Annotated in this window: 18 protein-coding genes; 9 read left to right on the plus strand and 9 right to left on the minus strand. The window is 40.2% G+C overall.

The features are described 5' to 3' along the window. Window positions 1-2 precede the first annotated feature (2 nt). From H5159_RS06985 to H5159_RS07005, 5 genes are all read right to left on the minus strand, one after another. Window positions 3-827 carry a sulfite exporter TauE/SafE family protein gene (locus tag H5159_RS06985; protein WP_007378545.1) on the minus strand — a complete coding sequence of 275 codons (825 nt, stop codon included), beginning with the start codon at window positions 825-827 and terminating at the stop codon, window positions 3-5. After that, window positions 815-2,398 carry a gamma-glutamyltransferase family protein gene (locus H5159_RS06990; RefSeq protein ID WP_182737718.1) on the minus strand — a complete coding sequence of 528 codons (1,584 nt, stop codon included), beginning with the start codon at window positions 2,396-2,398 and terminating at the stop codon, window positions 815-817. Before H5159_RS06990 ends, H5159_RS06985 begins: the two co-directional genes overlap by 13 nt. Then, on the minus strand, window positions 2,395-3,597 hold the full coding sequence (locus H5159_RS06995; RefSeq protein ID WP_182780077.1) for an amidase family protein: 1,203 nt from the start codon (window positions 3,595-3,597) through the stop codon (window positions 2,395-2,397). The genes H5159_RS06990 and H5159_RS06995 overlap by 4 nt, the downstream gene beginning before the upstream one ends. A gap of 409 nt (window positions 3,598-4,006) precedes the next feature. After that, window positions 4,007-4,489 (minus strand): putative 4-hydroxy-4-methyl-2-oxoglutarate aldolase, encoded by a 483-nt coding sequence (locus H5159_RS07000; RefSeq protein WP_024591947.1) that lies wholly within the window; start codon window positions 4,487-4,489, stop codon window positions 4,007-4,009. Between the two features lie 3 nt (window positions 4,490-4,492). Then, window positions 4,493-5,146 (minus strand): TetR/AcrR family transcriptional regulator, encoded by a 654-nt coding sequence (locus H5159_RS07005; RefSeq protein WP_004334664.1) that lies wholly within the window; start codon window positions 5,144-5,146, stop codon window positions 4,493-4,495. 447 nt (window positions 5,147-5,593) lie between these two features. On the opposite strand from H5159_RS07005, the gene yddG reads away from it, so the two are divergent. Then, window positions 5,594-6,514: an aromatic amino acid DMT transporter YddG gene (gene yddG, locus H5159_RS07010; RefSeq protein ID WP_182724086.1), complete on the plus strand. Its 921-nt coding sequence runs from the start codon at window positions 5,594-5,596 to the stop codon at window positions 6,512-6,514. Between the two features lie 56 nt (window positions 6,515-6,570). On the opposite strand, the gene H5159_RS07015 is transcribed toward yddG, so the two are convergent. Together H5159_RS07015 and H5159_RS07020 are read right to left on the minus strand one after the other, a co-directional pair. Then, complete coding sequence (locus H5159_RS07015; protein ID WP_004334678.1) at window positions 6,571-7,086, minus strand: ankyrin repeat domain-containing protein; 516 nt, start codon at window positions 7,084-7,086, stop codon at window positions 6,571-6,573. Window positions 7,087-7,184: 98 nt separating this feature from the next. Next, the gene (locus tag H5159_RS07020) at window positions 7,185-8,711 is read right to left on the minus strand and encodes a catalase (RefSeq protein ID WP_182716834.1); all 1,527 of its coding nucleotides are present in this window, start codon (window positions 8,709-8,711) and stop codon (window positions 7,185-7,187) included. Between the two features lie 427 nt (window positions 8,712-9,138). Between H5159_RS07020 and H5159_RS07025 the strand changes: the two genes are divergently transcribed. From H5159_RS07025 to H5159_RS07045, 5 genes are all read left to right on the plus strand, one after another. Continuing rightward, on the plus strand, window positions 9,139-9,813 hold the full coding sequence (locus H5159_RS07025; RefSeq protein WP_149593207.1) for an HAD family phosphatase: 675 nt from the start codon (window positions 9,139-9,141) through the stop codon (window positions 9,811-9,813). Between the two features lie 372 nt (window positions 9,814-10,185). Further along, entirely contained in the window at window positions 10,186-11,907 is a 1,722-nt protein-coding gene (locus H5159_RS07030; RefSeq protein WP_004334683.1) for a cytosine permease, read from the plus strand. A gap of 60 nt (window positions 11,908-11,967) precedes the next feature. Continuing rightward, window positions 11,968-13,491, plus strand: coding sequence for a mannitol dehydrogenase family protein (locus tag H5159_RS07035; RefSeq protein WP_182780078.1), 1,524 nt, complete (start codon window positions 11,968-11,970; stop codon window positions 13,489-13,491). A gap of 2 nt (window positions 13,492-13,493) precedes the next feature. After that, entirely contained in the window at window positions 13,494-14,411 is a 918-nt protein-coding gene (locus H5159_RS07040; RefSeq protein ID WP_182780079.1) for a carbohydrate kinase, read from the plus strand. A gap of 259 nt (window positions 14,412-14,670) precedes the next feature. Continuing rightward, window positions 14,671-16,140, plus strand: coding sequence for a carbon starvation protein A (locus H5159_RS07045; protein WP_004334688.1), 1,470 nt, complete (start codon window positions 14,671-14,673; stop codon window positions 16,138-16,140). A gap of 84 nt (window positions 16,141-16,224) precedes the next feature. Here the strand turns inward: H5159_RS07045 and H5159_RS07050 are convergent, their stop codons facing one another. Next, on the minus strand, window positions 16,225-16,743 hold the full coding sequence (locus tag H5159_RS07050) for a TetR/AcrR family transcriptional regulator (RefSeq protein WP_182694099.1): 519 nt from the start codon (window positions 16,741-16,743) through the stop codon (window positions 16,225-16,227). A gap of 389 nt (window positions 16,744-17,132) precedes the next feature. Here H5159_RS07050 and H5159_RS07055 point away from each other — a divergent pair, with 389 nt between their 5' ends. From H5159_RS07055 to H5159_RS07065, 3 genes are all read left to right on the plus strand, one after another. After that, a complete protein-coding gene (locus H5159_RS07055) occupies window positions 17,133-17,753 on the plus strand; it encodes a glutathione S-transferase family protein (RefSeq protein WP_182695367.1) in 621 nt (206 codons plus the stop codon). A 49-nt stretch (window positions 17,754-17,802) separates the two neighbouring features. Next, complete coding sequence (locus H5159_RS07060; protein WP_182780080.1) at window positions 17,803-18,495, plus strand: cupin domain-containing protein; 693 nt, start codon at window positions 17,803-17,805, stop codon at window positions 18,493-18,495. 144 nt (window positions 18,496-18,639) lie between these two features. Next, entirely contained in the window at window positions 18,640-19,020 is a 381-nt protein-coding gene (locus tag H5159_RS07065; protein WP_002960091.1) for an STAS/SEC14 domain-containing protein, read from the plus strand. A 95-nt stretch (window positions 19,021-19,115) separates the two neighbouring features. Here H5159_RS07065 and H5159_RS07070 read toward each other — a convergent pair whose 3' ends face one another. Next, a complete protein-coding gene (locus tag H5159_RS07070; RefSeq protein ID WP_024595729.1) occupies window positions 19,116-20,003 on the minus strand; it encodes a LysR family transcriptional regulator in 888 nt (295 codons plus the stop codon). Window position 20,004: the final 1 nt, after the last annotated feature.

Consider the following 20,004-nt stretch of genomic DNA (forward strand, 5'->3'; position numbering starts at 1 on the left):
TTTTAGGCTCCCAGAGTCTGAATAAGCATGCGTATGCCGGTTATCATTAAGACAACGGCAAAGGCGCGTTTTAGTTGTTTTTGATCCAGCTTGCTACCAATTTTTACGCCAATAGGCGCAAATAAAATAGTCAACGGAATAATAAGAAAAAAGGCAGGGAGGTTAACCAACCCCCACGTACCTAGGGGAGCATCGGTTGGCGTTGTGCCAATACTTAATAAGGTAATAACGCCAGGTAGTGCAATCAATAAACCAAAAACGGCCGCAGTACCTACTGCAACATGGGCGCGTACATTAAATGCGTTTAGCATAGGTACGCCAATAGTGCCGCCACCTATGCCAATCATTACCGACAAACCACCTACAATACTTGCCATAACCCCTTGACCAAATTTTCCTGGCAGTTGTTTTACAAGCGCGGGTGCGCCGGCTCTAAATAGCATGTTTAAACTGACTAAAATAGCAATACAGGCAAACATAAGTACCAGTGCATTACCGCGTATTGAGTGCGCTAAGTAGCTGCCTACAACGGCCATAACTAAAATAAATGGTGCCCAGTATTTTATTAGCGCAAGGTCAATATTCCCTTTGCTATGATGCGAGCGAATAGATGAAAGCGAAGTAGGTACTATGGTTGCAAGTGATGTAGCGGTGGCTATCATCATTGCCGACTCTGGGCTTACGCCAAAACCTTGCAGTAAAAAATACAGCACAGGGACGATAACAATACCGCCGCCTACACCAAAAAGTCCTGCTAAAATACCGGCAAAAATACCGGTTGCTATTAAGGCTACTATAATTGGCCATTGATTTATTATTTCTGACATTGTGTTCCTGCTGTAGTTACTGTTGCACGTCCATCTGAACGAGGATCTGTTGCAGCTTCAAGGCTTGTAGGTGTATCTAAAATAGCCCCAGCGTGCCCCATCATTTCGTTATTATTATCAACGCTTACCCAATCGTGGTCACGTTGATTTAATTCATGTTCTATATGAAAAACTAACTCTTTTTCAATTTTTAAATTTGTACTCGTATCGCCCCATGTTCGTCCAAGTAACCAACGAGGGTCGCTAATTGCTTGTTTTATAGATTTATTTCGCCACGCGTAGCCTGCAAAAACAGCGGCTTGAGTTTGTGGCTGCCCTTCACCGCCCATTGTTCCGTAAGCAAGTCGACGACCATCGCTAAACTTTGCCAGTGCTGGGTTAAGTGTATGAGCGGGCTTTTTATTTGGGGCAAGGGCGTTGGTATCTTGATTGTTTAAACTAAAGCTTAAACCACGGTTATTCCACACAAAGCCGCCTTCACTCATTAATATTCCGCTGCCAAATTCCCAGTAAATGCTTTGAATAAAGCTGACTAATTGCCCGTTTTTATCTCTGGCTGCCATCCACACAGTATCGCCAGGCTCTGCGTTAAATGGCCATTTTTTGGCTTTGGCCATATCAATATTGTTAGCAAGTTCGCTTAAGCGATTATCGGTTAGTGCGTTTTTATAATCGTCTCCTAATGCTTCAGGGTCAGCCCAAAGGGTAGGGCGATGGGTAAAGCTTTGTTTAGTTGCCTCAACAATTAAATGTGTCCAGTCGGCATCGGTTTTAGCTAAATGCTTTAACTTATTTACGGCACCAATTATTTGTAGTGAATGCACGCCCTGTGTTGGCGCGGGTAAGTTGTAGCAATCAATACCACTGAGGTTTGCATTTAGCGCAGTAACTACCTCGGCTTTAGTATTTGCAATGTCACCTGCGGTAATTGAGCTGCCTGCTTTTGCTAAGTCGGCGGCAAATGAGTTGGCAAGTGCGCCTTCATAAAATGCGTTTAAGCCATGTTTTGCTAGGTATTCAAACGTTGCTGCAAGTTTAGGGTTTTTAAAATGCTGGCCTGCTTGTAAGGGCTTGCCATTGGGTATGTAGAGGCTTTTAAACGCCTCATTGGTATTGTTAGCAGTGGCTAGTTTTTCGCAGCCTGCTTGCAAGCTTTTTGTAACTGTAAAGCCCTCGCGCGCAAGCTCAATAGCGGGTGCTAAAATTTGTGACAGTGGTAGTGCTGCGTGCTCATCTAGTTCAAGCGCCTTTTGCCAACCGCGAATTGTACCCGCTTGAGTCAGTGCGCTTAACCCGCCGCGCTCTGGTATTTGCGCGAGCGAGTTATAGGGCGTTGTATTAGTTGCTGCACGGCCGCAGGCGTCAATAGCGGTAGGCGTTTTTTGGTTTGGGTTATCGATAAGCCAAAAGCTGTCGCCACCAATTGAGTTCATATGTGGATATACAACGCTAATAGCAGCGGCAGCCGCTACCATAGCCTCGGTAGCTGTACCGCCTTGTTTTAGTATATTTATACCCGCCTCAGTGGCCGAAAAATGAGACGCGGTAAATGCAATGTTGTGTGTGGTCATGCCGGTGTGTCCTGTTTAAAGTGTGCAGCTAGGTGCTTAACGCAAGCAAGTAGGCTTTTATCGTTACCGTGGCTCATCATTAATGAAAAACCATACGGATGATCATTTGCTAAATCAGCCAGCGGTAAATGCACTTGCGCTGAGCCACTAAGCCCTGCAATTGCCGAAAGCGTAATAATTTGCATGCGTAAGGCGCTTGTGTCGGCGCCTAATTTAGGTGCGGTTGTGGGGGTGGTTGGCAAAAATAAACAGCTGTTTGTATTTAGGTTTTTAGCTATTAGTGTTTGCCATTGGGTTTGTACTTTTAGTGCTTCTTGTTCTTCTTGAACAGTTAGGGCAAGCGCCATATTAAAACGTGCCGCAATTGCTGGAGCAAACTGGGGAAGTTGCCCCGGCAATTGAAGCCAGTCTTTATGCGTTTTTGCGATTGCTCGCCCTTGCAGTACTCTAAAACTATCAGCAAGTTCATTTAATAAGCTGCTGTTAGGTAGTTCAAATTCTTTATGGTGCTTAAAATTAGGCTTGGTTTTTTCAAGCAATTGTTTAAGTGGGGCTTGTAAAACAGGGTCAACGAGTTCAAATAACGGCTCGCAAATAACTAAGGTATCAACGTTATTAATAGCTTGATTTGGTAGCAGTACATTACCTACATCGCTTAATAGCTCGGCGCTTTGGGTAAGCCAACCTATGGTATCAAAAGGCGGAGCCAACGGTATTAGGCCGTCTTTTTCAATCACGTTATGGCTTGGCCTTATGCCATATAAACCACAGTAGCTGGCGGGTATTCTAATTGAGCCGCCGGTGTCGGTGCCTAAGCCAATATCAGCTAAGTTAGCAGCAACTGCAGCAGCAGACCCCATACTCGAACCACCGCAAGCATGCCCTTTTAATTTAGGATTTTGCGCAGCGCCATAATGTATATTATTACCCTCTAAGCTATAAGCCAGCTCGTCAGTATGGGTAAAGCCTATAAGGTTACAACCAGCGGTCATGAGCTTATTAACCGAGCTTGCCGTATTTTGAGCCGGTTTAGCTGTTTTAAACCAGTGTGGGTTGCCTGCGCTGTTACGCTCGCCCTTTACTGCAAATACATCTTTTACAGCTAAGCGATTGTTTGCAAGCACTCCAGAGTGGTTTGTTTGCCACAGGGTAGGACCGTGATTGCAAAATATACCTTTGTTGTTTTTTTTATCACTCATTTGCAGCTCATTATTATAAAACTGACCAAGTACTTACTTATTAAGTTAAGAGTGATTAAAAAGCGGGCTGGTTATTATTATTATGAATACCAATTTTATTAAAAACATGATCATTTTATCGGATTAAATAGCGCACTCACTGCGTCATTTTCTTCGCGTTATAATAGATCACTAATTTAATGCAATTGCTAAGGCTCCGCTTTTTAATCGGTAGTTTTGATTTTATAGTGCTTAGACTAAGCAAGAGGAATGCCATAAATTAAAATCCTGTCCAACTGGTCAGGTTTTGTTGGGTTGTATGAGATTTGTAAATGTGGGCTGTAGAAATAGTGAGATTAAAATGAGCTAAAACAAACCAACTTGGTGCGCAGATGCACCAAGTTGGTCTCTATTTATATGGTTTTGAGTGCTAAATAAGGGGCGTTTTACTGATGATTAAACCATTAATATCGGCGTAAACCCAATCGTTAGGTTCAATAGTAGTGCTAAGCATAGTAACTGCTTGGTTTTTATCACCAAAGCCGCGCTTTAAGGTACTACGCGGTGTAGAGCCTAGCGCCATTACAGGTAAGTTCATCGTGGCGAGTATTTCTATATCTCGGCAACAGCCATTTATTATTACGCCTTCCCAGCCATTATTTAGGGCACGCTCAGCCATAATATCGCCTATAAACGCAAAGCGTTTGCTCGCAAACCCGTTTATAACCAATACTTTACCTTCACCATTTTCATGCAATATATCGGCGGCAAAAGAGTTGTCTTCTGGGCAGGTAACGGTAACTACTTTGCCATAAAACGTGGTTTTTTTACCAAAGTGATAAAGGCCGCTGTCTGCTACTTGCACGTTATCGCGATGATCGTCAAATAAATCGGGTGTAGTAAAGGATGTCATGGGTTAAGTCTCACTTTGCTCAGGTATTTTAAGACCAATACCTTTTAAAATTATGTGGGCAATTGATTGCGTAATTTGTGCCACATCGGTTTCGTCGTACTCTAATTTGTTCATTACGAGTAAAACCTCAGCCTGAAAGTCGGCGTAATATTGCGTGGTAGACCAAATAGTAAAGAGCAAATGGTAGGGATCAACCTTATCCATTTTATCAGCGTCCATCCATGCTTGAAGTACATCAACCTTTTGTTTAACCCAAGGGCGGGTATTGGTTCTAAAGTAGTTTTGTAAATAGGGTGCACCGCGCAGTATTTCACTGGCAAATAAGCGAGATTGCATTGGCTGATTTACGGCCAGTATTACTTTGCTTTTAATATAGTTATAAAGCACGGTAGCTGGATCGTCGTTAATTGTGACGTTATCGAGCCCTAAGTTCCAATTAGCTATTATGCGGTCAATCACAGACTCGTACAGACCATCCTTACTTTTAAAGTAATACAAAATATTAGCTTTTGGCACCTGCGCTTCTTTAGCAACCATGCTCATACTTGCTCCGTCGTAACCTAATTGCGAAAACAATTGCTCGGCGGCATCTAAAATTAGTTTTTGGTTTTTCTCGCGTGTGACTTCTTTTTTATTTGGCTTTATTTGTGTGGTCATTATAAAGTTTGCGTGTTTAACGTATTGATTGATTGTAGCTTTACTGACCAAAAGGTCAATTACTAAAAAGGGTGAATGCTAAAAACAAATGAGAGGTTTAAGCTATTAACTTTAGGGTCTGTTGATCTTTGCGGATTAAAATTTGTTCAAACTAGGGGCTATTTAATCGCGGCGCGAGATTTGTAACCTAGTGGGCTAAGTAAAAACCGAGCAACAAAGAGTAAGTAGCCCCTAGGAAGAACCCTTTGGGCAGCGCCTGTTTGGCATTAATGCTACGTTATCGCCCATTAATGGGGAATAACCACACTATATAGGCTCTGCCTTGCCTAAATACCAAACAGACTGCTGCAAATTCAACCTTGAAAGAACAACAGACCCTTATTGTTTAATTAAATAATTACTGTTAGTTTAGTTTCAAATTTACGAGTAGTACTTTTGGATTGGCAAATGGATTTTATAAGCAAAAATAAATACACGCTTTATGGAGTCGCGGCCATATTACTGTGGAGTTGCTTAGTTGCATTACTACGGGATATTTCTGAGTTGTTTAGCCCCATTGGTGGTGCGGCGGCTATGTATTCTGTCAGTGCGATATTTTTAATTTTGGTTATGGGAGTGCCCAAGTTTAGTGGTTTTTCGAAACGTTACTTGGTAATAGGTACTTTATTATTTGTATCGTACGAAATTTGCTTGGCGCTTTCTATTGGTATGGCAAATAGCCGTCATCAGGCAATGGAAATGGCGGTTATTAATTATTTATGGCCCACGCTGACTATACTGCTCTCTATTATTATTGGTCGTAAAAAAGTAAGTTTCTGGGTTTACCCAAGCATGATCATTGCTTTTTTAGGCGTTGCTTGGTGTATTACGGGCGATCAAAAAATGTCGGTCGATACGCTTGTTACTAACTTTGCTGATAATCCTGCTACTTATTTAATGGCATTAGCTGCAGCGTTTATATGGGCTATTTATTGCGTAGTTACGCAAAAGCTGAGTAATGGTAAAAATGCTATTACGTTATTTTTTACTGTCACGGCAATGAGTTTGTGGGCGCAATATGGTTTTAGTAATGAAGCACCATTAACGTTTTCACTGGGCTCAAGCATAACGTTGCTATTAGCTGGTGTAGTAGTGGGGAGCGGTTATGCACTGTGGAATCAAGCTATTATTGGCGGTAACTTAATGCTTTTGGGAACACTTTCGTACTTTACACCGGTGTTTTCTACTATTATTTCGGCGTTGTATTTATCTATTACGCTGAGTGCTTCGTTTTGGCAGGGGGTTGTACTGGTAACAGTGGGCTCGCTAATTTGCTACTTTGTAACGCGAGAAAAGCCTAAACAACCTCAAATAGCGTCTGCAACATAAGACTAATTTTATTAAAAATAAGCCCTATTATTTTAGGGCTTTTTGTTGCGTGCAGATTATTTTGCATTATTTACCTGCGCTAGTAACTCTATAACTTTTTGTTGACCAAATGTTTGTGCAAATTGCTCTGCTGTTTGACCGGCTTTGTTTTGATGCGCGTTGTCGCAATCAAGTGATACGAGTGTTTTAGCTATACTAAATTCACCTCTAAAAATAGCGGCCATTAGCGCTGTGTTGCCACGGTTATCTTCTAGACAGGCATTAGCGCCTAAGTGTAAAAGTGTGTTAACCGTGTTTTTATTACCATGGTAAGTAGCAATCATTAACGCGGTGTAGCCTTTATTGTTGTAGCTGTCGATAGGAATACCGGCATCTACAAATTGCTCTATTACAGCTGTGTCGTTTGTGCGTGCTGCGGCAAAGTAATAAGCAAATAAACTATCGTATTGAGTTTTTGCAGAATGTTGGGTTTCAGATTGCGTACTGGGTGTTTGTGTATCTGATGTATTTTGAGCGTAAACGCTACTGGTAAAGCTCAGAAATAGAGCGACTATAATTAATAAATTACGCATAACAATTGTCTCTTATAAAAGAGGAAGGGTTTATTCCTTCCTCATGATTGTGGTTTAAATAGCTATTTAGTTGGGACTAATTGCTTTTAACTAGTTGCCTATAAGTTAGCGGCTAGTTGTTTAACCATTTTAAGGTCGCCGTTTACAGCTTTAGTTAAGCGTGTACCGTACTCACTATCAGCTTTGTAAAAGTGGCTAAGCATTTTGTGTTTAACACTGCTGTTTTGCACTTTGCCTAAATCGCCTGCTAGGTTATTAATTAGGTTTGTACGTTCTTGCTTGCTAAAACCACGGTATATAACACCAGCTTGCGCGAAGTTTTGCTGCTTTTTAATCGCAGCTTGTTGTACAAAGCCTTTTAGCTCTGTGTTACTTCTACGTGCAATTGGGTTTTCAGCTACGTTTTCTTGGCTTGGCTGGTAGTTCACATTGCTTGTAGTGTTACCAATATTCATTGCGCCGTCTTGGTTGTAGTTAACCACTTCAACTTTTGCACGGTTAATTGGCAGTTGCTGGTGGTTAGCACCTAGGCGGTACATTTGTGTATCAGCGTAAGAAAACATACGACCTTGTAATAGTCTGTCTTCTGATGGCTCAATACCTGGAATAATGTTTGCCGGTGCCATTGCTACTTGTTCCGTAGATTGGAAGAAGTTAGTTGGCATACGGTTTAGGGTCATTGTTCCTACTTTAGTTTCTTTAATGTCTAACCACATTTTTGTTGCATCTAACGGGTTGTAATCAAAGTCATCAAGCTGCGATGGATCAAGCGTTTTAATGTACAGATCCCATTTAGGGAAATTGCCTTTGCCAATTTCGCTGTAAAGGTCGCGTGTTAAGTGTTGGAAGTCTTGGCTTTGCACTTTAGCTACTTCTTTTGCGTCAAGGTTATCAATACCTTGTTGGCTTACCCAATGAAACTTAACGTATTTAACATCGCCCGATTTGTTAATCATTTTGTATGCATGTACACCCCAACCGTCCATTTTACGAAGACTTGCTGGTGTACCGTAGTCGCTGTAAACCCACGTTAGCATTTGTGTAGAACCTGGTTCGTGCGAGAAAAAGTCAAATACGCGGTTAGGATCTTGAATATTATCAACCGGAGATGGTTTTAAAGAGTGAACCATGTCTGGAAATTTAATCGCATCGCGAATAAAGAACACCGGTAAGTTGTTACCTACTAAATCCCAGTTACCTTGGTCTGTGTAAAACTTAGTTGCAAAGCCACGTGGGTCACGCAGTGTTTCTGGGCTGCCTTTTGAGTGAATTACCGATGAAAAACGAACAAATACGTCTGTTTCTTTACCAGCTTTTGCAAACGGTGCTGCAATTGTTAAATCATCTAGCTCTTTTGATGCTACAAACACACCGTGTGCGCCAGTACCACGAGCATGCACAACACGCTCAGGAATACGCTCACGTGCAAAGCGTTGCAGTTTTTGAATTAGTTGCACGTCTTCTAGTAATACACTGCCACGTTCGCCAGCAGTAATTGAATTTTGGTTATCGCCAACAGCTGCGCCGTTATCTTTAGTAAGAGTTGTTGCTGCGCTTGCCGGTAATGCCATTGCAAGTGCCAGTGCAGTTAGTGTTAATTTTGTTTTGTTTATTTGAGTATTCATTGTCGACCTCATCTATTTAAAAGTGCCGGCAGTGGTGCAGGCTGTTAATCTGTTAACGATAGTATTAATTTTATTAACTTCGGTAAAACTGATTAATTAGATTGATGTAATTTGTAAAACAGATGAGATGAATTTGCAGATACACTTTTTACATTAATGTAATTTTTTTACTACGACCTTAGTCGCAATATGCTTTTATAAAATTTATTAAATACAAAGGTTTTTAGTTTTATCTGGCGGTATTTTCACCAAGCTGGTGCGTTTTATACTTACAGTGTGTTGACATATTCGCACAATAAAGGGAATATGCTCAACCAGTGAGCTTATGCCCATTACTGAGTTGCACTAAAAAGTTGCACAATATTAATCGCGCTTAACTCGTTATACTTAAATTAGCTAAACCAAACAGTGTTAATAAGGTGACAAGATGAATACTAATATTGAGCTAGTGATATTTGATTGTGATGGCGTTGTTATTGATAGCGAAATTTTAAGCGCACAAGTACTCATTAATATGCTTGTTGAAAAAGGCGTTGAGATTGACCGCGCTTATGTACAGCAACACTTTTTAGGCTGCAACTTTAAAACAGTAAGCCAAAAAATAGCGGATGCATTTAATGTCACTCTTCCTGAAAGCTTTGAAGGTGACTACCGCGAGGCACTATTAAACGAATTTGAAACCGGACTAACCACGACTGATGGTATAGAAGACGTACTTAACAATTTAGCTGTGCCTATTTGTATAGCTACAAGCAGTAGCCCAGCACGCACCGCAAAAGCGTTAAGCGTAGTGAGTTTAAGTAAGTACTTTAGCGATACGGTTTTTACCAGCAGCGAAGTTAAGCGTGGTAAACCGGCGCCTGATTTATTTTTACATGCAGCTAAGCAAATGGGTGTAAAGCCAGAGCATTGCTTAGTAATTGAAGACAGTAAAGCCGGCGTAAATGCAGGAATTGACGCCAATATGCAAGTACTGCATTACAGCGGTGGGCAACATATGCAAGGCTCTGTTAATCATGTACACAGTGCTTACCCAAATGTTGATCATTTAACGCATTGGCAAGATTTTTTTAGTGCATACCCTGCACTTAAAAAGCAGTAAACACGCAGCTTTTTAAATAAACAAAGTTTTAAACGCGATTTGCTCGCCTTACACACTGACAGGCAAGCAAACGCAAAATATAAATGTAGATGGTTTTGCTTTACTAAAAATAAAACAAAACATGGCAAAAGATCATGCGTTTATAAGCCAAATTATAAAAGGCAAAGTATTTAGGTACTATACCAATCTGCTTGAATATGGGGTTTATTTAACGATAAGAAAATTGCACTGTAACTAGGCAAAAATTTTTATATCTAGTTGTTCTAAATATAAAATTTTTAACGACGTTATGGGGTAATTTAACTCGTTAAATTATTCAAATAGTTATGCAGATTGGTATCAAATGCTTTGCTGTTAACAATAGGAAATACCATGGCAACGAGTCCACACACACAAACATTTAAAGATGTAAACGAAGAGCAACTTCCTGTTGCTAATAATAAGCTTCACGGCTGGAAGCATTTTGCAGGGCTATACGCCGGCGAACATGTTGCGGCTACTGAATTTGTTATTGGTGCAACGTTTGTTGCATTAGGCGCTTCAACCATCGACATTCTACTGGGTTTATTAATAGGTAACCTGTTAGCAATGTGTTCTTGGTGGCTGATTACTGCACCCATTGCAGTAGAAACCCGCTTAAGTTTATATAACTACTTAAACAAAATTGCTGGTAACTCAATGACCAAGCTCTATAACTGGGCTAACGTGGTTATTTTTAGTGTTATATCGGCCGCGATGATCACGGTATCCTCCACCGCCGTGCGGTTTTTGTTTGATATACCTGCGCAACTTGATTGGTATCCAAATAGCTTTTGGTTTGTAGCCATTGTTTTAGCTGTTGGCTCCATTGTTGTATTTGTTGCGATGTATGGCTTTTCTACGGTTGCTGACTTTTCAAAGCTGTGTGCGCCGTGGCTATTTGTTATATTTATTGCAGGCTCGTTTGCGTTATTCCCTGAGCTTTCAAATCACGTATTAGGTTCTACCTCTTTAACTAGCTTCAGCGACTTTATGACCATAGGCGACTCCTCCATATGGACGGGCACCAATGCCGATGGTGAAAAGGGCATTGGCCTATTAGAAGTGATTGGCTTTGCATGGGCTGCTAACTCAATAACTCACTTTGGTTTAATCGACATGGCTATTTTTAGATTTGCTAAACGCAAAAGCTATGGTTTGTTTTCTGGTGTGGGCATGTTTTTTGGTCATTACTTAGCGTGGATCTCTGCCGGTATTATGGGCGCAGGTGTTGCGGTATTACTTAAAACAACTATTTCATCACTTGATCCGGGCGATGTTGCATACCATGCATTAGGTTGGACTGGTTTTGTTATTGTAATTATTGCCGGTTGGACTACAGCTAACGCAAACCTTTACCGTGCAGGCCTTGCAGCGCAATCTATATTTGTTAATCAATCACGTGAACGCACCACCGCTATTGTAGGTGTTGTAACCGTAATTATTGCGTGTTTCCCGTTTGTATTTTCTCAAATGCTTCCGCTACTTACATACGCAGGCTTATTAGTTGTACCAGTAGGCGGCATTGTGTTTGCTGAGCATGTGTTATTTCCTAAAATTGGCCTAACACGTTACTGGGCTAAATATAAAAATATTACCCGCAGCGTACCGGCTATAGCATCTTGGGCGTTAGCACTTGTGTTTGGCTTTGGCTTAAACGCAATTGATGTAATGTCGTTTTACTACTTGTTTATTCCTACATGGATTTTCACCATTGTTGTTTACACGCTTTTAGCTAAAAAATACGGCGCTGGTGACGACTACACACAAGAAATTGCAGCAGAAAAACAAGAGCAACGTGATATTAAAGAATATCAAGCAGCTGAGGCTAAAGACATTCCAAAGCCAGTAATTGACAGCTCTGTATTTACCAAAGTACTTAACGCGGTTTCTACTGTTTCGTTGGTTATTATTTTTATATTTGCCAGCCAAGTGATGTTTTTCAGTGAAACTATGAGTATGTACAGCGCTAATAAATCGCAATTCGAAATAGCCTGTTTTATTTGTACTGTTATTTATTTTGTTACTGCGTACTGGTCGTTAAAACGCCATAAAGTACTCAATACAGCATCGTAATTACTTATCGTAATACAGTATCGTAATTTATATTTTATCTTTGTTTAGTAAGGTCACACCATGACACAATACCAACACACTGACGCTCTAGTTACAGGGCTAAACCAACAGAGCTTGGCTCAATTACCAAGCCATGTTGATACACCAACCTACGACCGTAGCGCAGTTAAAGCCGGTATTGTACATATTGGTGTGGGCGGTTTTCATCGTGCTCACCAAGCAGTGTATGTCAACGAGCTTTTAAAAACTCCGGGCTCTGAGCAATGGGGTATATGTGGTGTTGGCCTTTTAGAGGGTAACCGTGGTCTGCGTGATATTTTAAAGCAGCAAGATTACCTTTACACGCTTACTGTTAGACACCCAGACGGTACAATAGATAACAAAGTAATTGGCTCAATGATCGACTTTTTGTTTGCTCCAGAGGACAAACAAGCGGTAATTAATAAGCTAGCGCACAGCGATACTAAAATTGTGTCGCTTACTATTACTGAAGGCGGTTACAACTTTAACCCTGCAACGGGCGAGTTTGATTACAGTAATCCAGATATTATTAACGACATTAATAACCCAAACTACCCAATTACAGCGTTTGGTTACATTACTGCTGCGTTAAAACTTCGTAAAGAGCAAGGCCTAGGCGCGTTTACAGTACAGTCGTGCGATAACATTCAGCACAACGGTAACGTAACACGCAAAATGCTTTTAGCCTTTGCTACAGAGCAAGACAAAGACCTAAGTGAGTGGATTGAGCAAAACGTATCGTTTCCAAATGCGATGGTTGACCGTATTACACCGGTATCTAAAAAGAGTGATATTGATTACGTGGTTGATGCATATGGTGTTAGCGACGAGTGGCCAATTACCTGTGAGTCGTTTACACAATGGGTAATAGAGGACACATTTAGTGACTCTCGTCCAAATTGGGATGTTGTTGGTGCTCAGTTTGTTACTGATGTAACGCCTTATGAAACCATGAAAATACGTTTACTTAATGCAGGGCATTCTGTACTTGGTTTATTAGGTTCAATCCATGGCTACGGCACTATTGACGAAACGGTATCGGATGAATTATTTGCCACATACCTACGTGCTTTTATGGATAAAGAAGTAACCCCAAATCTTGAACCACTTGAAGGCATTGACCTTGAAAGCTACAAAGATACGTTAATAGAGCGTTTTGCTAATCCTAATATTAAAGACAGCCTAGCGCGTATCTGTAGTGAAAGCTCAGCTAAACTGCCTAAGTTTTTAATTGCCACAATTAACGAAAACCTAGTACAAGGTCGAGATGTATCACTGGCAACGCTTGTTATTGCTACTTGGTGTTTGTACAGCGATAAAGGTTTAAGTGAAAACGGCGAGCAACTTGAAATTCAAGATGCTATGCACAAAGAGCTTAATTCTTACGCGCAAGAGACTCAAACTAGCCCGATTGCATTTTTAAAGTTAACGAGCTTGTTTGGTAAGCTTGAGCATAACGAAACGTTTACTGCTGAATATAAAAAGTCGATTGCTGCGTTGTATGCACCTAATAGTAAAATTAAAGCCATTATGCAGGCTGTACTTGAGCAAAAGAGTAACTAATTATGAGCATTTTAATTAATCATAAATCAGGCGAAAACGTAAGTGTTAGCTGCTTTGGCGAAGTGCTGTGGGATTGTTTTGATTCAGGTAAGCGCTTAGGTGGCGCGCCACTTAACATGTGTGTACGTATTAACTCACTAGGCATTAAAACCGATATGATCAGCGCTGTTGGTAACGACGAGTTAGGCGCTGAGCTACTAGGCGAAATTACTAGCAAAGGCGTAAGCTGCGAATACATTGCTATCAATAGTGATAAAAAAACTAGCACGGTTGAGGTAACGCTCGACAGTGGTGGCTCTGCAAGTTATGAAATAGTGGCAGATACTGCGTGGGATAATATAGCGCTTACCGATGAGTTACTTAGTAAAGTTAAAAGTAGCGATGTATTTGTATTTGGCAGCCTAATTGGGCGAAGCGAAGCGTCTTTAGCAACGTTAAATCAACTAGTTGATGTAGCAAACTTTAAAGTATTTGACGTAAACCTACGTGCACCGCATTACAAGCTAGAAACACTTGTAGATTTAATGAATAAAGCAGACTTTATTAAATTAAACGATGAAGAGCTATACGAAATAGCAAAAGCGATGGGTTGTAAGTTTCATTCGCTTGAACAAAATTTAGCGTTTATAGCACAGCAAACAAATACCGATTACTTATGTGTAACTAAAGGTAGCCACGGTGCTTTATTAACAATCAAAGGCGAGAATTTTTATAATTCAGGTTATTTAATTAGCGTAATTGACACTGTTGGCGCAGGGGATTCGTTTTTAGGTTCGTTAATTTATCAGCTTTGTAGCAACGACGACGCGCAATATGCCGTTGACTTTGCATGTGCCGTTGGAGCAATGGTCGCCGAAAGTTCTGGTGCAACACCTACTTTAACGCATCAACAAATTAGTGAGTTTATGAACCCACTTTAAAAAAACATTGTGTGTGAAAGCGGTTATACGTAAAAGTTTAACCGCTTTTTTTGTGCCTAAAATAAGACATAGGCGATAAGTGAGTGTTAAGTGCGCAGGTTGCGTAAATAGTGGCTTATATCGATTATTGTATTAGCTAAACGTCTTATTGTTTGAGGGTTAAAGCTTTGTTATCGTTCGTCGATTATTCACGGATTGAAAAGGCGGGGCGACACACAATGCGCTCTATAACTAAAATACAAAAAGAGAAACGTGCTTTATGATCATCTTTTTTATCTGCCTCACTATTTTAATACTGGGCTATAAGTTTTACAGCCCATTTGTTGAAAAACAAGCCGGTTTGGATTCAACTGCTGACACACCACAAAAACGCTTTAGCGAAGGTGTTGATTACGTAGCTATTCACCCTGTACGAGCATTTTTAATTCAGTTTTTAAACATTGCTGGAGTAGGTCCAATATTTGGCCCAATTTTAGGTGCTTTATACGGACCCGTTGCACTAGTATGGATTGTACTTGGTAATGTGTTAGGTGGCGCTGTACACGACTTCTTCTCAGGTGTAATGAGTATAAAAGAAGACGGTAAAAGCCTACCAGAAATCGCAGGCCATTATTACAACGTCGTATTTAAAGGCTTTATGCTTGTATTTACTGCCATGCTACTGTTTTTTGTAGGTGTAGTATTTATTATGAGCCCTGCAGGTTTGCTAAGTAACCTTGATTTTTTTGAAGGTACAATACTGGCAAATAATACCTTTTGGGTACTTGCCATTTTAGCGTATTACTTTTTAGCGACCTTGCTACCAATTGATAAAATTATCACTAAGTTTTACCCAATTTTTGGTGCGCTAATGATTGTAATGACAGTGGCAATTGCTATTTCATTACTTATTAATGCGCCGCACTTACCTGTACCAAGTGACTTTTTAGCTTACTTTGAAGCTGACCACGCACATGACTTTTTAGAGCCAAACCCAGATGGATTACCAACATGGCCATTGTTATTTATAACAATTACCTGTGGTGCTATTAGTGGTTTTCACTCTACTCAAGCGCCTATTATTGCGCGCTGTTTAACTAACGAAAAATACGTACGTCCAGTTTATTACGGCGCTATGATGTGTGAAGGTATTGTAGGTTGTGTATGGGCACTTGCTGGTATTGCAGCGTTCCCAGATGGTTACGCAGGCTTAAAAGCATTGCTTGACCAAGGTGGTCCAGGCTTAGTTGTTAACCATGTAGCTAACAGTTACTTAGGCGTATTTGGCGGTATAATGGCAATTATTGCAGTAGCCGTATTCCCAATTACTTCTGGCGATACAGCGTTCCGCTCATTACGTTTAACTGTTGTTGATGCGTTTAATATTCCACAAAGCTTACGTAATCGCTTACTAGTGGCGGTGCCTATACTTGCTATAGCGTACTTTATGACGAAGCTCGATTTCTCGTTAATTTGGCGCTACTTTGCATTTTCAAACATGCTGCTTTCTACAAGCGTATTATGGCTTGCCACTAAGTACTTGTTTGACCGTGGTACATTCCATTGGATTGCCAGTGTTCCTGCTGTTATAGCAACAGCGGTAACGGTTTCTTATATTGGCACTGCAGCAATTGGTCTTAACTTATCAAGCGATTTAGGTAAACCTATTGGCGCTGTAGTAACAGTGATTGGCTTAATTGTTTTAGCAATTGTGCACTCTAAGCATAAAGTTAAACCAACAGCGGTTTAATAATCACATAAGTTATTTCAAGCATTAAAAAAGCGAGCTATTGATAATCAATAGCTCGCTTTTTTTGTGTACTAAATTTAGGTATTACTGAGTTGCAAGTTCAAAGTAACTATTATCGTCGAGCGTTTTGCTTATCATCATAGCGCCCTCAAGCAGGCTCACTGTTTGAATAGCTGCTTGAGCGGGGTTAGGCTCACCATTAGTTAAGTGTGCAGCGCTAAGCCATGTTAGGTTTTGATTAAAAAAGCGTTTTACTTCAAGGCGTACTTTATCTGGAAGGCTATCGCTTTCGGCTCCTAGTAACCCACATAAACACATTTTTTTATCGGTTACTAATGCACGTCTAAAAAGCTGAGTGTACACATCAATAGGATTTTTACCGCTTGCTTTAAGCTCGCTTGGCTCGCCTAACGCAGCTAAAAAAGAATTAGTATATTGATGAGCAAGCTCAGCACCTAAATCGGCCTTAGTCGCAAAGTGATAGTGCACACTGGCGCTTTTAATGCCGACTTCGCAGGCTAGCTCTCTAAAACTAAAATTACTGTATCCGCCAAGGCGCACCTTGTTTTCAGCGGCTTTTAATAAAGCTTCTTTTTTACTCATTTTTAATATTTCCTATCTGCAGTAACACCAGTTTTATTAAAAACATGATCATTGTATCGCATTAAATAACACACTAACTGCGTTAAAAATTATTTATACAGAATAACTAGATGTCATGATTCTCGCCTCGTTATTGCGCTATTTTCCTAGCGCAATAATAGATCACTTATTTAATGCAATTGGTACAGCAAAATTATCGACCAGTAGGTAGTTATTTACAAGTGTTTTTACTTTTAAGCAACTCCATAATTTTATTATGAATTAAGTTAAATCCCATAAACCAGAAAAATTTAAACGTTGACTTAAATTTAGTTTAATATTATAAATTACCTATCGATAGATAGGCTCCGCCATTGGCTCACTTTTAAACAATAAAGATAGAGATTGCTATGAAAATTTATGATGTAGAAAACTTTCCAAATCCACTTCGTGTTCGTATCGCTTTAGCTGAAAAAAATGCCACTTCAAATGTTGAGTTTGTACCTGTTGATTTATTAAATGGTGAACACAGAACAAAAGCCTTTTTAGCTAAAAATCCATTAGCAGGTGTACCCGTATTAGAGCTAGATGACGGCACGTTTATATCAGAAAGTACCGCTATTACTGAGTATATTGATACCGCATTTGAAGGCCCATCTTTAATGGGTGAAACCGCAAAAGAGCGTGCAGTAATTAACATGATGCAAAAACGCGCAGAATCTATGGTGCTTGACGCTGTGGCAACTTACTTTCATCATGCAACTGATGGCTTAGGTCCAGAGCTTGAAACGTATCAAAATGTGGCTTGGGGTGAAAAACAAGGCGAAAAAGCACGCCAAGGGTTTAGCTATTTTAATGATGTACTAGCGCAATCGGCGTTTGTTGCAGGTGAGCAGTTTAGTATTGCTGATATTACATTGTATGCTGGGATGGTATTTGCTGGATTTGCACAAATAGCAATCCCGAATGAGTTAACCCATTTAGTTGCATGGCAAGAAAAAGTAGCAAAACGCCCAAGTGTTGCAGCTTAATTAGGTTATTAGTTTAAAATTTAAGTGAAGTTACGCTTAGGAGCCAAATATGAAAATTGCTGCCGATTTTAGTAAACGAGTTGTGGTACATAGCGAATCACTTCCGTGGGTTGCATCGCCAATGGCGGGCGTTGATAGGCGAGCGCTCGATAGAGTGGGCGACGAAGTTGCTCGCGCAACGACCATTGTTCGTTATGCACCTGGGAGTGAATTTTCGCCGCATGTACATACAGGCGGTGAAGAGTTTGTTGTGCTTGAAGGGGTATTTCAAGATGAACATGGTGACTTTGCGGCAGGTTCTTATATCCGTAACCCACCGCAATCAAAGCACAAACCGGGGTCTGAAAATGGCTGCGTTATATTTGTAAAGTTATGGCAGTTTCAGCCAGATGATCGAACCCACGTGCGTTTACAAACGGACTTGATGCAAAGTACGGCGCACCCTAGTTTTAAAAATGTAGCCGTAACCCCTTTATACAAAGACGATTTTGAAGACGTAAGCTTGTTGCACTTTAAGCCCAACGCCTGCATGGTTATAAGCGCAAAAGGCGGAGCTGAGCTGCTAGTACTTGAAGGCTCATTTGATGAGCAAGCCGATACCCTTGTAAAAAACAGTTGGTTAAGAGTGCCTATTAATAGCTCTGTTAACGTTAAAGCGGGAAGTAATGGTGCAAAAGTATGGCTTAAAACGGGCCATTTAACTGATGTAGAAAACCAGATATCTCGCGTACAAAATGCGTAATTGAGTCGTTTATTTGAGACTATTTAATGATCTAGCTCAGAACTATTTATTGATTTAGTTCAGGACTATTTATTGATTTAGTTCAGGACTAATTAATTTTAGAAGGTGTACTTTTACCACTCAGCCTATTTAAGGAGAGCAGTAATGGTACACACAACACATGGTTTATCGATTGGTCTTGAACGTGCAGGAAGAGAGTTTTTTTTAAAACTTAAAGCCGTTGGTACGCTTACTCACGACGACTACAAAATAATTACCCCAATGATAAATTCAGCTCTTGGCGAAGTTAAGCACCCAGTTGTAAACGCCTTAATAGATGGTAGCGAGCTTGAAGGTTGGGAATTACGCGCAGCGTGGGACGACCTCAAGTTAGGTGTTAAGCACTCTAAAGAATTTAAAAAAGTAGCTATTTACGGTAATAAAGAGTGGCAAGCTCGAATGGCCAAAATAGGTAACTGGTTTATATCGGGTGAGGTTCAATACTTTGAAAATGCTACCGCAGCCATAGATTGGCTAGACGAATAATAAATCCCTTCTTTCAAAAAATAGCGCTTACAAAGCGCTATTTCAACTCTTAAATAAAGGACTTATAGCGAACGTTTAATAGTTTTCGCTTATTGTTAAGTATCAATTTTATCAAAATACGTTACTAAGCTATCAATAAATGAACGAAGTGCAAGTGACTGATGTTTCCTAGAGCGGTAAATACCGTATATGTTCAAAGTTTGTGGTTTAAGGTGTGGTAGTAAATGTATTAACGTTCCATTATTTATATATTTCTGCGCAGCAAACTTAGGTTGTAGAGTTATTCCTTGATTATTAAGAGCAGCTTTTAACAGTAAGCTCGAATCATTAGCACTGAAGTTACCAGCAATCGCTACAGATACGGGTTTTTCAGGGTGTGAAAAATGCCACATACTTTTTTCAAACCGTGAATAGTTCAAACAGTTATGGCGACTCAAATCATCCGTAGTTATAGGCTTAGAGTTTTTTTCTAAATATTCTGGGCTTGCACATAATACTGAATGGCATTTCCCAAGTGGGCGAGCAATTATATTAGGATCTAAGTCATTGGTAATTCTAATTGCTAAATCTATTCGCTCTTCTACCAAATTTGTAACGTGATTACTAATTTGTACATCAATACTGACTTCGGGATGAGCGTGCAAGAATTGTTGCAACATATCTGGTAGTACATCATGTGCTAAAAAAGGCGAGCACGACAACCTAATTTGCCCGTTTAGTCTGTTATTACTTTCTATTGGCGCACTGATGTTTTGGGCGATGGCAATGAGCTCTCGGCTATGATTAAGTACTTTTTCACCCTCTGACGTGAGTGTTATTTTTCTTGTTGACCGATGGAGTAGTTGGGTATTTGCCCACTTTTCCATTTGATTCAAATACCGTGTAACCATAGATCTAGACATATCTAAAGCACGGGCAGCACCGGCTAGACTTTTCTGCTCTACAATTTTTATAAATACATCAGCTGCAATAATTCTATCCATT

The organism is Pseudoalteromonas sp. SG43-1 (assembly GCF_014164415.1).
GTDB classification, from domain to species: Bacteria; Pseudomonadota; Gammaproteobacteria; order Enterobacterales; family Alteromonadaceae; genus Pseudoalteromonas; species Pseudoalteromonas distincta.